This window comes from Rhizobium sp. YTU87027 (assembly GCF_050644135.1).
In the GTDB taxonomy this organism is placed as follows: domain Bacteria; phylum Pseudomonadota; class Alphaproteobacteria; order Rhizobiales; family Rhizobiaceae; genus Rhizobium.
This window is the reverse complement of sequence record NZ_CP098441.1, coordinates 637840-651767: the sequence shown is the minus strand read 5'-3', so window position 1 is coordinate 651767 and position 13928 is coordinate 637840. Positions and strand designations below refer to the sequence as shown.

Below are 13928 nucleotides of genomic sequence, written 5' to 3'. Positions count from 1 at the left end.
CAGTTGCGTCCGATGGATCGCTGCGCCAGCACATTGACCGCTTTTGACCTTGCCGCGTTGAAATAATCCATTTTGAAGTAAGCTCTGGCCCATTGAGAGGACCAGGGAATGAAGCGCAAGCGTTTTACAGACGAACAGATTATCGGCATTCTGAAGGAGCACGAGGCAGGCACTCCGGTCGCGGAGCTTTGCCGCAAGCACGGCGTCAGCGATGCCAGTATCTATAAGTGGAAAGCCAAATTCGGCGGCATGGACGTGTCCGAAGCCAAGCGGTTGAAGACGCTGGAGGACGAGAACACGAAGCTGAAGCGGCTCCTGGCGGATGCCATGCTCGATAACGCTGCTTTGAAAGACCTTTTGGGAAAGAAGTGGTGACGCCCGCAGCAAAGCGGAACGCTGTCACTCATCTGATGAGCCATCATCAGATGAGTGAACGGCGGGCGTGTAAAGCCATCGGCGTTTGCCGGATGACGATCCGTCATGAACGAGCCGCAGCGACGATCATGACCTTCGCGAGCGAATGAAGGCATTGGCGCATGAACGTCGCCGCTTCGGATATCGGCGCATTCACGTGCTGCTCAGGCGCGAGGGCCACATTGTGAACCACAAGAGGCTCTTCCGGCTCTATCGGGAAGAGAAGCTGACGGTGCGCAAAACGCGGTGGTCGCAAGCGAGCGATCGGCACACGAGCACCGATGCTGATTCCGATCGCAGCCAATGATCGTTGGTCGCTGGACTTCGTGTCGGATCAACTCACCGATGGACGCAGGTTCCGGGTCCTGACGGTCGTCGACGATTGCACCAGGGAATGCCTGGCACTCGTCGCCGATGCATCACTTTCCGGTCTGCGGGTTGCCCGTGAGCTGGACCGGATCATCGAGGGGCGTGGCAAAGGAGTAACGCGCCCCGCTTGGGCGGGGGTGCTTTGTCGACGGTGAGGTCACGAGGACGTCGTTCAACTCGACCAGCCAGAAGTAATTCAAGAGAAGGCATCAAAACCACCCCCGGAAGAGCGTTCCAAGTGGAAACCGGCGCTCAAAACTCGCGTTTACCGTTCGTTAATTTGCCGCGCACCTTAACGCGAATCGCCTGAACGCTAAGGAAAGCCGCACCCGGCGCATATATGTTTAATTTGAGAACGACTTCAATAGGTTAACTAGGTGTCGTTTCGGGCTGTTTGACTCGAATATTTGAGAGACTCGAATACATGCGAATAAGACTCGGATGTAATAAGAAGCGTTGTTACAACATCGATTTGTGCCTAAGCGTTGGAACACAGCCGCCACAATGGCGCCATAGATTTCGAGGCTATCTTGCTTTCAAAACAAGCGGATAGCGAAAAATGAAACTCCTGACTCTGTTTGCAACCGCGCTCTTGCTCATCACCTTTCAGGCTCAGGCCCAGATTTACGAGCCGTATGATGACTACGGCGATTACGGCTACGGTGATCCCTATGGGCCATATGAACTGCCGCCCGACTATGGTGAGCCGATGCCGGAGCACCGCCCCCGAACGAGGAGCGGCGGGGGAACAATTGTCATTGCCACACGAGAGCACACACTTGTCTTTATAACACCTCGAGGTGAGCAGCTTGCCTATCCGATTGCTGTCGGGCGCCAGGGCAAGCAATGGTACGGCACCACACATGTCGTCTCCAAGCGCAAGCATCCCGAGTGGCGTCCGACGGCGAGCATGCGCCGGAAGAACCCGAAGCTGCCCGACATCGTGAAGCCGGGTCCTTCCAACCCGCTCGGGACACGTGCCATTTATCTAGCCGACGGCTTATTGCGCATCCACGGCACCAACGATCCATCCTCCATTGGCACCAATGCATCGAGCGGTTGTTTTCGTATGTACAGAGAGGATGTCGAGGAGCTTTACGAGATGGTCAAACCGGGAACCCGTGTGATCGTCGAGCGATGACATTGGCGGATCTGCGCATCCGGCGTGTATAGCCTTCGTAGTCCGCGTTCTCGTGATCAAAGCTTCATGTGGCTCTGCCATGTCCTCCTGACCATGTCGAATCCAAATCCTTGCGAATTCTCCATAGTGTCGTCCCGTATCTCACCAACTGCTTCGCCGCGCCTCGCCGCATTGGCAAAAGCCATTCTTGTCGGAGGTGCTAAGGCGCGCTTATCTCTGCGCCGTCGAATGGGGGATGAGTTGCTTGCAAAAGCGCCGAGGGATTATCAGACCGAGATCGATGTCGCAGTCGAGCAAATTATCGTCGACGAATTGAACAGGTCCTTTCCGACTTACGCAATCAAGGGCGAAGAAGCGGTTGGCAACCGCAACGCCGGGGATGGAGCGCCGGTGATCTACATCGATCCAATCGACGGGACGACGAATTTCGCCTGGGGCATTCCGCATTTCGGCATGACAATCTCGATCGTGGAGGAGGGTGAGCTCGTAGCTGGCGTCGTCTACGATGCAATGCTGGACGAGCTGTTCAGCGCCGAACTTGGCGGCGGGTCGATGGACAGCGGATCTGGTGTGTGAGCTCCAAGGGAACCGAGGACGTGCTCGTCGGCGCCGGTTTGCAGTCCCCGGGCAGCTGAAGGCCGTGTCGGAGGAGCGCTACTTCAGCGCGTTGAAGCGCTTGATGGCCACCACCGCAGGCGTGCGCCGGCTTGGTTCGGCGGCGTTGTCCATCGCCTATGTCGCCTGCGGCCGCCTGGACGGCTTTTTCGAGGATGGTCTCTCGTTGCACGATTACGGCGCTTCTGCCTTGCTGGTGCGCGAGGCGGGTGGTGTGGTTTCCGCTTTCAATGGCGGGCGTGTTACAGCAAGCGGAGACATTCTTGCCGGGAACCGGGCCCTCCATCCCTGGCTGGTTACAGGCTTTCAGGCCTGATCCTCCATCAAAAGGCGCTCCAGACCAACCGGGTCATCGGTCGTGATCTGGTCGGCCTTCAGCTCGAGCAGGCGCCTGACGCCGGGAAGAGCCTGCGGCACTGCCGAGTTGATCGTGTAGGCGTCAACGACCCGGCCCGCATCATGAAAGGCACTGATGAGGTCATAGCCGGCCTGATCGGCGAAAAGCACCAGCCGGCGATCGAGATAGATCATCCGGGCGTGCGGCACGGCGCGTTGAGCACCGGCAACGAAGCCTGTAAAATCGCGGGTTTCCATCAGCCGTTCGACAGCGCCATCGTGGCAGGGGTCGTAGCCGATTGCCATGCCGGGAACAGCCCGTGAAAGCCGCTCGACAGCAACCGAGTCGCCGCCAGAAAGGATGACGGTGTCCGACACCGGCGAAATGGCGGCCGCGAACGCGGCAATGTCGGTGTCGCGAATGGTCTGCGAAGTCTCCTTAAGGTCAAGCTGCAGTCCAGCTCGAGGATCTCGGCTGATCTTAGCCAGGAGTTGCGCAAGATCGTCAAGCATCATCACCTTGTGCTCACTTGGCGCCCCGAACGGGTCCCTCAGATAAAGGCTACGCAAATAGGCCTCGGATGCCTGGCGAACCGGACCGGACCCTGTTGTCGCCGCCTCAAGGGTCTCGTCATGCAAAACAGCGAAGCCATCCCCAGAAAAACGCACGAGATCGATCTCGACGCTCGCACCGAGTTCCATACCCTCAATGATGCGCTCGGCTGTGAAGGAAATGTCACCAGCATACCGGTGTCCTCGATGCCACTTCAGCCAGGTGCGATGCCCGCATTGTTCAATTGCAACCCCGCGCCCCTCAAGCATGCCCAAACACCCGATCGTTCTGTCGCCTCGAAGCCGCGGCGAACTCGTAGACAAGCCGATTGTCCCGAAACACTCTGAAGGCAGTGGCGGCTGGCTCCACCGGCATACCTTTGATCCAGTCGCTATTGCTCGATGTCATGACTTTCACCCTTGCTCCGTCGGCATGGTCGACGTCAACGATTTTATGAGTGCCAAAATCGATGCTGCGATGAACGATGGCGGCCGCTTTATCCTTCGTCGCCGCAAGCGAGAGGGCTTCCGGCCGAATGGCAAGCACGACTTCGCCATCTGCAACAGGAACCGGGACCACAAAGGCTGCATGCTGGCTCAAACCATCCTTCAGGGTCGTGCGAACGAAGTTCATCGAACCGAGGAACCCGGCGACGAATTCCGTCTCTGGTTTCCGATAGATACGATCGGGTGGCCCGATCTGCTCGGTGCGGCCATCGCGCATGACGACGATCCGGTCGGCGAGCGCCAGCGCTTCATCCTGTCCGTGGGTGACGAAGAGCGTGGTGATGCCAAGCCGCTGCTAGATATCGCGCACCTCTTCGCGCAAGCGCTCCCGCAAATGCTGGTCGAGGCTGGCGAACGGTTCGTCGAGCAGAAGGATCTTTAGTTCGAGCACAAGCGAGCGGGCAAGCGCCACACGTTGCTGCTGGCCGCCGGAAAGCTGCGTGGTCATGCGTTTGCCGTAGTCGGCAAGACCGACGAGCGCCAGCGCCCGTTCGGCGCGTTCGCGGATCTCGGTTTTCGGAAGGCGGCGAAGCTTTAGGCCGAATGCAATGTTGTTGAAAACGTCCATGTGCGTCCACAGCGCATGGCTCTGGAACACCATGCCTGTCGGCCGCTTTTCAGGCGGCATTGACGTTACATCCTTTGCATCGATCAGGATGTTTCCTGCCGTCGGCGCCTCGAAGCCGCCAATCATTCGCAGCAATGTCGACTTGCCTGAGCCGGAAGGTCCAAGCAGGCAGACGAGTTCTCCGTCTTCGACATCGAGCGAGACATCGCGCACCGCGTGTGAGGCGCCAAAGCTCTTCGATACGCCCTTTATGGTCAAGCGCGCCATCTGGATCCCTTCCTGGTGTCAATCCCCACAACGAACATCATGCTCCCAATCCCTTCGCGAAGGTTCCGGTGCCCACCACCCTGCGAGCAAACATGAGAGCGATGAAGGAGGGAACCCACAGCATGACGGAGAGCACGGCGCCGTATTGAACGACGATCTGGTTGTTGATGAAGGTGACCATCAGGACCGGCATCGTGCGGATTTCCGGCGCACCGATCAGCCACGCCCCTTCTGTTTCGTAGAACGTCCCGACGAAGGTCAGCAAGACGGCCGCGACGATCGTCGGCGCCGCCTGCGGCAGGGTGATCGACCAGAAGACGCGCAGAGGGGCGGCCCCGGCATCGCGCGCGGCCTCCTCCATCCGGCGATCGACGTTCTGGAAGGCTGCGACCGGGATCCAGATCATCAGCATCAAGGTGCCGACCAACTGAATGACAACCACGCCCCAGAATGTGCTGATCAGCCCGATTTGCAGAAAGATGCCAGCAATTGCGACCAGGAGCCCGAATTTCGGAAATGCATGCGAGGCGAGGAACGACAGGAAAAGGATATTCCGCCCCGGAAACGTCATGCGCGCAAAGGCGTAGGCGGCGGGAAGACAAATGACGGCGGAAAGAATGGTTACAGTTGTCGTCAAGCGCAGGCTAAGGAAAAGGGCCTCCCACACATCGCTTCGCGACAGTGTCAGCGACCAGTAGCGAAGCCCGAATTTCTGCGGGATCACAAAAGGGTAGCGCCAGATCTCGCTGAAGGCCCAGGTCCCAACAACAAGGAGCGGCAAAGCGATGAACAGCGTCAGCAGCAATGCCAGCACGACGCCGGTCCAGTCCGCCTTTACGAAGGCAGGCGTTCCGGCCATCATCACACGCCTCCCCTGCCTCGAGCGTAACAGCGTCATGACAGCGCAGCGATGTCGGCGAAATATTGCACAGCTGTGCAATGCGCCGTCGCCATGGCGTCGTGGCAAGGACGACTAGACATCGGTCCAGCTGGAGAAAGCTGCTGCCTGGCCCCGCCTCCTGCCGCGCTCATCAAGCAGCTGCCAGACAATCCCACTTTCCATCCAGAAGTGTTTTCCGGACTTGGTGACACGCAGCCCGCGGTAGTCGGCGATAAAGCCCTGATGCTCAACGGCATCGAGAAGCAATTGGCGTGCTTGTCGATCCGGAGCCTCGGCGGACAAACGTGACGGCAGCTTCGTGAACTCGTCCCACGTATATTCGAAGCGCCTCTGGGCAGCGACATTGGCATAAATGAAACGCGGATCGGGATCCGTGTTATGGGCCACAACGACGCAAGACGCTTGACGATAAAGCCAGCCCGGCCCCTGCCCCGGTTGAACAAGCGCCTTGCCGACGATCCGCTGGAAGCTGCCGGTCAACAGCTCGAAGAACTCCGGGTCCGTCGCCAGATCGACTGGCTCAGGCAGCTTATTTTCCATATTTGATCCATTATCCATGCGTAATCGGCGCGACATCCTCGCCGAACGAATTGTCAAGAGCACCGAAGAGCCAGGATCGCCACGCGCCAAAGTGTGATCCGGCAGCAATTCTAGGCGTCAAACAGCGACGAAGGCAACTCAGCTGCTATTCGGCTCGGCCCTGCGAAACGGATTGCCACCGCTTCCCGCAACAGGGCAAAGCGGAGTTCCAACGCAGTGATCTCCGGTGACCTTGGCAGCATCGCCAATTCAGCTGCGAAAAGATCAAACTCCCTTCCCAGGGCGGTTTCATCGAAAGGTGGGTTCACGTGCTCACGACCAACAGATTGCTTGAAAGACTCACTTAGCCATGAATTTACCGCGAGCACTGGGACCGCGCTCAAGGCGCGTGTAGACATGCTGAATATCCGATTAACGCGCTTGCACCAGCGTACCGAACTGGCACGAGAGACCGCGCGCCTTGTTCGGAATCGTTCTCGGCTTATGTGGCTCCCAAGGTTCGGTTCGCTATCCGGTAAAGAAGTCGGAAGCAGGCGCGGCCGACGATCGCTAGCCGTCAGCTGGAGCCGCCGAGATTGCCAGCGGACAACCACTGGAACCGCATGGGCACATCTTCGACGCTGACAAACTGGTCGTGGCTCTTCAGAAATTGCCTGAAACGCTCCTCCGCAGCAGCGACCGGACGTTGCCTGCAGGCGGCTTCCCGGACAACGCTCACGACCGTTTCGTAGGTTGAATCCCGCTTGCTGTTCGGCCATTCATCGAGAAAATCGAACACGTCGTCCAGGCCCGCGATTTCCTGGATAAAGTGCTTACGCTGCGCAAAAATCGGCGCCTTGAAGAAGTCGAGTGCCATATATCTCATCCCTGGTTGGGCTTTTCTGACAAACAGGAGTTGCTGGCCGCGTACGGAGCACAAGATTCACTGCAGGCAGCGGAAAGCGTTTGGCGTTCAGCGCGAAGTGATCGCACGTCGACCAGCCGACGCGAGGTGATCTGTAATCGCGCGCCGGATTTCGGTAACCGTGTCGAAGAGCCTGTTGTCCAGGTCGATGACATTGAATCGGACAGCGATGAACTTGAGGCGGTTCTCGACAGGAACCGCGATCCCAACTTCCTGACCGTTGAATACGACAGCTTGCTTTTGCATAACAAACCTCAGGCACGCCACAAGGCGGCACCATCTCACAGTTGTAACGAAGGATTTACGACGCGTCAGATTGCGATCGTAGGTCGGTATCGGATCGAGACGTGATCCTGCACTCGCTGCACCATTGTGAAGAAACGAAGTCCAACAAACAACGTCACCATCCTCCTCAAGCGAGGTCACGACCGCTGGAGTACGCCGGCAAGGACCGATATTTCGGAACTTTTCTTTAAAAAACGTAGTCGAGAAACTTCAGGCAAGCAACTGATTTTTGTGATTATTTAGCATTTTAAATCGTATGACAATTACCGCAGGTGCGAAGTGGAAAATGACGTACGTTCGTCCAATTTCGTCTTCGCATACGATCGCAATCGGCTTTTTATCACTTGATATCAAGGAACTTCGTACGCCCTTAAGCGGTAGATTTGGAGCGTGCGGCCGCACTCTCGGGAACCGTGCGTTCACGATCAATGCTGCAGACCGGTCCGCTATGGCGACTGTCATCGAAAAGCCAAGACTGTGGTGGCGTTGCCGGGGCTGCCAGTCGTTCGCGAGGCATGCGCGCTTTCGCGGCCACACGACCTGGCGACCCCTGCAGCTGGCTGGCGGCCCACTATACCCTCGCTAAAGGCAGCGGTAAGCCCGGTATCCGCCCGCGGCCCAGCTTCTGCCAGATCGGAGCAGCAACCAGCAGCGTGCGCCGACGGCTTACGGGGTCAACGAACGTCAGGTGCTAAATATTCCCAACCACCAACATCGCAATGGCTATCCAGAACAGCGCGCACACTTCTGCCGCCACCAAGTAACCAATCACACGATCACTCATTGATGCCCCTCCTCAGATGGCCTTCCAACCACGTCTACTCCACCAAGACGTGTTCATTTCGCCATTCAACGTGCCGCGCTCGCAGCTCGAAGGTCGGGATGTCTTGTGGCCTTTCGCCCACCACCGGCCCAGCCTTTTGCACAGTTGAACGTCGTACAGACCTTCAATTTGACGCATTCCCTCAAAATGGAATGCCCTTATCCGCAGCCTAAATGTCAAATCGCCTGCAGCACCAGCAACCATGACGCGATATCGCGTATACCGCAATGTTTTTATTTAGGCGCTACTAAACTGCAGCAGTCATCCGTCAAACACGATTGAGTGGAATTTCCGTCCGTCACCTTGCACAATGGGCAGCGAGAAGCTCGCATTCACGAACAGCGCCAATGCTCATACAGTTGGCCTGAGCAACTGAGATTGGATCATTGATGCTTGTCACGAAACAAAGATGAGAACTGCTTGCCTTGAAGGCCTACGATGTGAGGCGTATCGTCCGCCTGTTGCCCGCTCTAGGGCACTGCTCATCATTTCTTGAGCCCTGCGCCCTGCAGGGCTCTCTTTTTCAGCCAACCTTTCGCACATCTGCGGCGTCGTCGGGCAGAACCTGAAGACCCGCCTCGTGTGCGGCTACAACGAAGGCCGCTCGAGCACTTGCCGCGTCCGCATAAAATTCCAGCGCCTCCAGCGTCGATACGAGCGCGCGATGGAAGGATGGAACATTAGACCAATCGCATTTGCTGCTTAGGAGAATGGCGGCGAGGTCCTCGACTGTATCAGCATGCCGATAGCGGCCGGTATTGCCTTCAAATCCGACGTCCATCGGACTGATAAAAACGGGAAACTCGCCAGCCATCTCCTAAACCCCCTTGACATTAGAGAATCTGATAAATGGAAAAGTGATTCGTTTCGTCCAGTGTCGCTGCATAACATCGCCCTTGGCAGAAACGAGAAGGAAATGAACATTCCTTCAGATGAACGTTTTGTGCTTCATGGGGAGCAAGTCATTGCGAATGCCCTAGCCCGTGTTTGCCGCGATCCGATCCGAACGGGAAAGAGATGCCGAAAGGGGGCTTCGGCAGGCTTGATGGCGACCGCCCGCAGCCGACAATCCGAGGCCAGCAACTCACGCTTGATCTTCAGCGAGCTCGAAACGGAACGTTCGGACAGGCAAGCGGTGTCGGTCGGACGAATTGGAATACCAGGGCCATTCGCAATGATGGACGTGACAGCGCTCCAGACGACCATTCATGCGAATGGGGCTTGGTCGACGGATGAGCTCCATTAAGCCGGATTTCAGCCAGCCGTAATTCAAATCGCAAACCGCTATTGCCGTCAAATCAATCCGAACTATGCTCAGCGACGCTGGGGATCAACCGAGGATGAGAAGTTGCCTAAAGGGACCGTCAAGTTTTTCAATCAAGATAAAGGATTCGGCTTCATTCAGCCGGAGGATGGATCAGGAGACACTTTTGTCCACATCTCCGCCGTCCAGCGATCTGGCCTGGAGAGCCTTCGCGAAGGGCAAAAGGTGAGTTACGAAATTGTGCAGGATCGCCGATCCGGCAAGTCGGCAGCCGAAAACATCAAGGTTCTATAAAATAGCGATGACAAGGCGAGCGCCAAGCTCTTGCGAGGCGCTTTCAAGCCGCTGTCCTTCTGTTGTTCGGGTCTTTATCTGTCCCTCAAGCGAGGAAGCATGAGCGCTCGACGCTTGGAGACGAGCGTTGGGTTCACCCGACGGTGACGGGCGAAGGACATGGACCTTGCACGGCTCTTCATTGCGTGTTGCGAATTTGCTCCCGAGCACTCCAGTCAGGGTGCGCGGGAGCCCGCGGTTGCGCACGATCTTTGCGCTGCGTTGTCTGTCATCCGAGCAAACAACGCAGGCAATCAGCAGCTCAAGTCATAGCAGCTTTTCGAGCGTTATCGGCAGGTCGCGGACACGCTTGCCGGTTGCGTGAAAGACAGCATTGGCAATAGCCGGGGCGACGCCGACGATGCCGACCTCGCCGACGCCTTTGCCTCCCAGTACCGAGGCGTCGAGGTCGGGGATGCCGACCGAGATCACCTGGATCGGTGGGATGTCGGCATTGGTCGCAACGAGGTAGTCGCCGAGATTGTTGTTGATCACTCGCCCGTTGCGCGGATCGACCAAGCCTTCCTCCAGGAGCGCCTGACCGATGCCCATGATGATGCCGCCGCGCCACTGGCTCTCGGCCAGCCTGGGGTTGTAGATCCTGCCGCAATCGAATGCCGAGACCATGCGGGAAACGCGGATCGTGCCAAAGTCTTCGTCCACTTTGACCTCGACGAAATGCGCGCACCAACTGTGCATGGAGAACGCGCCCGCCGTCGGACCCTGGATGCTTCCCATGGTCGTCCAGGCCTTCTTGTGACCCTTCGGCCCCTGCTCCCCCTCTGGAAGAGTGTTTCGCCGTATCTCAATGCTGTCGCGGCCAAGGGCTGTCATGAGTTCCGCAATGGAGATGGACAATCCCCCGTCGCGCGGCACAAAGATCCGGCCATCGGCAACCATCAGCGTATTGGCGCCGGTGTCGCGCAAGGGTGAGGCGAAGTCGTTGAGGGCAAGTTCAATCAGTTCGTCGCGGGCGGCTGACGCGGCCTTGTGCACGGCCCCTGTGATGGCGCCGGCAAGCATCGAGCCGCCAGCAACCGTGGCGCCAGGCAGCGACGAATCGCCAAGCCGGACATTGATGTTTGCCGCGGGCACGCCCAGCACTTCTGCAGCGGTCTGGGCAAGGATCGTATAGGTACCCTGACCCATGTCGATCGCACCGCTGACGACTTCCACGGAACCATCGGAAAGGATCCGGATCAGTGCCTCGCTCGATGCACGCAGAACCGGGAATGTGCCGCACGCAACACCCCAGCCGATGAGTTGCCTGCCTTCCCGCATCGAGCGCGGAACAAAGCTGCGGCGCGACCAACCGAACGCCTCGCCGCCCTGCGAGAGCGCCTCGCGCAGCCTGCGGGTCGACCACGGCTTGCCGGATTGTGGGTCACGCTCCGCATAGTTGCGAAGCCTGAGTTCGACGGGATCGAGGCCGACCGCATAGGCAAGCTCATCCATGGCGCATTCCAGACCGAAGGTACTGGGGTTCTTGCCCGGTGCGCGCAGCGCTCCGGGCACGACGGTGTTCACAGGTACGAGACCGTGTTTCGCCCTGAAATTATCGACCGCATACATCAATGGGGTTGCCGCGTTTGTCTGCTCGGGAAAATCCGCATAGATGGCAGTTTCGCTCGCCCCCTCATGCACGATCGACTGCAGCACGCCATCGGCGTTGGCACCGAGCGCGATTGTCTGCCTGGTTGTTGCGCGGCCGCCGAAGGCGGTGAATGTCTGCGGGCGCGTGAGTGCAAGCTTCACCGGCCGGCCGAGCTTGCGGGCGGCAGCCGTTGCGATGGCGCCATAGGCGTAGGCGGTGGCCTTGGAACCGAAGCCTCCACCGATAAACGGTGAGACAATACGCACGTTCTCATCTGGCAGTCCGTACCATTCGGCATAAGTGCGGGCCATCCCGTGCGTCCACTGGCTGGGTTCCCAGATCGTCAGTTGATCGCCGTCCCAGTTTGCCACAAGGCCATGCGGCTCGATCGCCACGTGATATTCGCGCGGCGTTCGGTACTCGGCCTCGATACGGACCTGGGAAGTGGCGAGCGCGGCGTCGGCGTCGCCCCAGGCCACCGTCAGCGCATCGATCAGCGTTGCTTCGCCTGCTTTGGGATCGTCGAAGTCGACAATGGCCGACGTCTCCTCATACGTGACGTCGACCAGTCGGGCAGCTTCCGCGGCTTGTTCCAGCGTTTCACCGATCACGGCAGCGACCGCCTGGCCATTGAAGGCGACATCGTTGGAAAGAGGATGGTAAGGCTGATTTTCCGGCCGGTTTCCATACCAGTCGGACGCCATCTTCAGGCCAAGATCGACATCGGGCGTCAGCACCAACAGCGTGCCAGGCGCCGCCTGCGCCTTGGCAGCGTCGACCTTCACAACCCGGCCGGCAGCGATCCGGCTCTGCACGAGGACCGCATGAACCAGACCCTCGACTGGCTGTTCCAGAGCATATGTCGCGCGACCAGTAATCTTCAGCCGCCCGTCGAGACGCGAGAGGCGGCCGCCAATCGTACCGTCTGAGGCATCGCCGCGCTTGCGAGGTTCCATGATGGTCATGCGAGACCTCCCATCGTCAAAATGGCGCGCGCCACGACACGCGGCGCAAGTTCGATCTTGTAATGATTGCCGCCATGAGCGACGGCGCCATCCATGGCCAGCCGGCTTGCGGCAGCGACCGTGCTGCCATCGAGAGCCTTCCCGATCAACGCTTTCTCGATCGACCGCGCCCGCCATGGCTTGGTGGCAACGCCACCCATTGCAACGCGAATGTCGCGGACCGTCCTGCCGTCCTCCTCCAGTTCCAGCCCGACGGCGGCACTTGCGGCAGCGAACTCATAAGACTGCCGATCCCGAACCTTGAGGTAGGTCGAGTTCCTGGCGACAGGTGAGGCGGGAATGTTGACGGCCATCAGCATCTCGCCTCGCTCAAGGAGCGTTTCACGTTCGGGCGTATTGCCGGGGAGCACGAAGAAATCATCAGCCGCGACCTGGCGGTCACCGAGATCGATCGTTGCCTCCAGGGCAACCAGCGCGACGGCAAGATCACCCGGATAGGAGGCAACACAAGCCTCGCTGGTGCCAAGTACCGCGTGATTGCGGGTCACACCACCGAACGCCGAACAGCCGGAGCCGGGAGTACGCTTGTTACAGGCAGGAAAGGTTCCGGGGTCGCGAAAATAGGGACAGCGCGTGCGCTGCAGAAGATTGCCGGCAATCGTCGCCATGTTACGCAACTGTGGAGAAGCCGCCAGCAAAAGCGACTGTGAAATCGCCGGATAATTTGCCCGGATCCCTGGACTGCCAGCCACATCCTCCATTTTGGCAAGCGCGCCAATTGTGACACCATTTGCATCGGCCGAGATCTGTGACAGGCTGGCGAGGTGGCTGATGTCGACGACCGATTCAGGTTCGGCAACACCACATTTGGCGAGGTCGAGAAGCGTCGTGCCACCGGCAAGCAACATCGCGCCTGTTTGCGCGGCACGCTGGCGCGCGTCGTCGGGCGAGCTGGCTCGGAAATAGGTGAAATCTCTCATCACGCCATCTCCGCCGCTTCGCGCACGGCCGCCACGATGTGGTTATAGGCACCGCAGCGACAGAGATTGCCGGCCATGTATTCGCGGATCTCTTCGTCGGATCCGGCCCGTCCCTCACGAATACAGGCCACAGCCGACATGATCTGACCAGGCGTGCAATAGCCACACTGGAAGGCATCATGCTCCAGGAAGGCGACCTGTACCGGATGCAGGTCGCCGCTTTCGGCCGCAAGCCCTTCAATGGTCGTGATCGTGCGCCCCTCCGCCTGAGCAGCAAGCGTCAGACAGGCAAGCACGCGCTTGCCATCGACATGCATGGTGCATGCGCCGCATTGCCCCTGATCGCAGCCCTTCTTCGTACCGGTGAGACCAAGTTTCTCACGCAGTGCATCCAGCAACATCGTGCGCGGTTCGACATCGAGCTCATGCCGCCGCCCGTTGATGTCCAGAAAGAGATGAACCGTTCGTGTCATGATAAGCTCCTGCCATCGTCACGAGATTAGGGGTAAATCGAGAATAAGGGTGGTCACCATGGATGAGCGCGCTACCTAAACCCGTGGAAAGCAAGTC

General features: G+C 58.7%; 12 protein-coding genes and 3 pseudogenes. 4 read left to right on the top strand and 11 right to left on the bottom strand.

Going from position 1 to position 13928, the window contains the following annotated elements:
* Positions 1-108: 108 nt before the first annotated feature.
* From NBG89_RS21800 to NBG89_RS21790, 3 genes and pseudogenes are all read left to right on the top strand, one after another.
* Positions 109-893 (top strand): annotated as a pseudogene (locus NBG89_RS21800) (IS3 family transposase); the annotation flags it as partial.
* A gap of 449 nt (positions 894-1342) precedes the next feature.
* Positions 1343-1924 carry a L,D-transpeptidase gene (locus NBG89_RS21795; protein WP_431324192.1) on the top strand — a complete coding sequence of 194 codons (582 nt, stop codon included), beginning with the start codon at positions 1343-1345 and terminating at the stop codon, positions 1922-1924.
* 93 nt (positions 1925-2017) lie between these two features.
* Positions 2018-2855, top strand: a pseudogene (locus NBG89_RS21790) (inositol monophosphatase family protein).
* On the opposite strand, the gene NBG89_RS21785 reads toward NBG89_RS21790, so the two are convergent.
* The 8 genes and pseudogenes from NBG89_RS21785 to NBG89_RS21750 all read right to left on the bottom strand — a co-directional run bounded on the left by NBG89_RS21785 (position 2846) and on the right by NBG89_RS21750 (position 9036).
* The gene (locus NBG89_RS21785; protein ID WP_431324191.1) at positions 2846-3697 is read right to left on the bottom strand and encodes a glycerophosphodiester phosphodiesterase; all 852 of its coding nucleotides are present in this window, start codon (positions 3695-3697) and stop codon (positions 2846-2848) included. The pseudogene NBG89_RS21790 and the gene NBG89_RS21785 sit on opposite strands and share 10 nt — an antisense overlap.
* Positions 3690-4769, bottom strand: a pseudogene (locus tag NBG89_RS21780) (ABC transporter ATP-binding protein). Before NBG89_RS21780 ends, NBG89_RS21785 begins: the two are co-directional and overlap by 8 nt.
* Before the next feature lie 37 nt (positions 4770-4806).
* Positions 4807-5631 (bottom strand): ABC transporter permease, encoded by an 825-nt coding sequence (locus tag NBG89_RS21775; protein WP_431324190.1) that lies wholly within the window; start codon positions 5629-5631, stop codon positions 4807-4809.
* A 111-nt stretch (positions 5632-5742) separates the two neighbouring features.
* Positions 5743-6210 carry an MEKHLA domain-containing protein gene (locus NBG89_RS21770; RefSeq protein WP_431324189.1) on the bottom strand — a complete coding sequence of 156 codons (468 nt, stop codon included), beginning with the start codon at positions 6208-6210 and terminating at the stop codon, positions 5743-5745.
* 110 nt (positions 6211-6320) lie between these two features.
* Positions 6321-6608 carry a hypothetical protein gene (locus tag NBG89_RS21765; protein WP_431324188.1) on the bottom strand — a complete coding sequence of 96 codons (288 nt, stop codon included), beginning with the start codon at positions 6606-6608 and terminating at the stop codon, positions 6321-6323.
* 158 nt (positions 6609-6766) lie between these two features.
* Positions 6767-7066: a DUF982 domain-containing protein gene (locus tag NBG89_RS21760; RefSeq protein WP_431324187.1), complete on the bottom strand. Its 300-nt coding sequence runs from the start codon at positions 7064-7066 to the stop codon at positions 6767-6769.
* A 96-nt stretch (positions 7067-7162) separates the two neighbouring features.
* The gene (locus NBG89_RS21755; protein ID WP_431324186.1) at positions 7163-7360 is read right to left on the bottom strand and encodes a hypothetical protein; all 198 of its coding nucleotides are present in this window, start codon (positions 7358-7360) and stop codon (positions 7163-7165) included.
* Positions 7361-8745: 1385 nt separating this feature from the next.
* On the bottom strand, positions 8746-9036 hold the full coding sequence (locus tag NBG89_RS21750; RefSeq protein WP_431324185.1) for a DUF982 domain-containing protein: 291 nt from the start codon (positions 9034-9036) through the stop codon (positions 8746-8748).
* Between the two features lie 534 nt (positions 9037-9570).
* Here NBG89_RS21750 and NBG89_RS21745 point away from each other — a divergent pair.
* Positions 9571-9780: a cold-shock protein gene (locus NBG89_RS21745; RefSeq protein ID WP_431324184.1), complete on the top strand. Its 210-nt coding sequence runs from the start codon at positions 9571-9573 to the stop codon at positions 9778-9780.
* A gap of 306 nt (positions 9781-10086) precedes the next feature.
* On the opposite strand, the gene NBG89_RS21740 is transcribed toward NBG89_RS21745, so the two are convergent.
* The 3 genes from NBG89_RS21740 to NBG89_RS21730 are packed head-to-tail and all read right to left on the bottom strand — an operon-like array spanning position 10087 to position 13831.
* Entirely contained in the window at positions 10087-12378 is a 2292-nt protein-coding gene (locus NBG89_RS21740; protein ID WP_431324183.1) for a xanthine dehydrogenase family protein molybdopterin-binding subunit, read from the bottom strand.
* Complete coding sequence (locus NBG89_RS21735) at positions 12375-13358, bottom strand: FAD binding domain-containing protein (protein ID WP_431324182.1); 984 nt, start codon at positions 13356-13358, stop codon at positions 12375-12377. Before NBG89_RS21735 ends, NBG89_RS21740 begins: the two co-directional genes overlap by 4 nt.
* Entirely contained in the window at positions 13358-13831 is a 474-nt protein-coding gene (locus tag NBG89_RS21730) for a (2Fe-2S)-binding protein (protein ID WP_431324181.1), read from the bottom strand. The genes NBG89_RS21735 and NBG89_RS21730 overlap by 1 nt, the downstream gene beginning before the upstream one ends.
* Positions 13832-13928 lie beyond the last annotated feature (97 nt).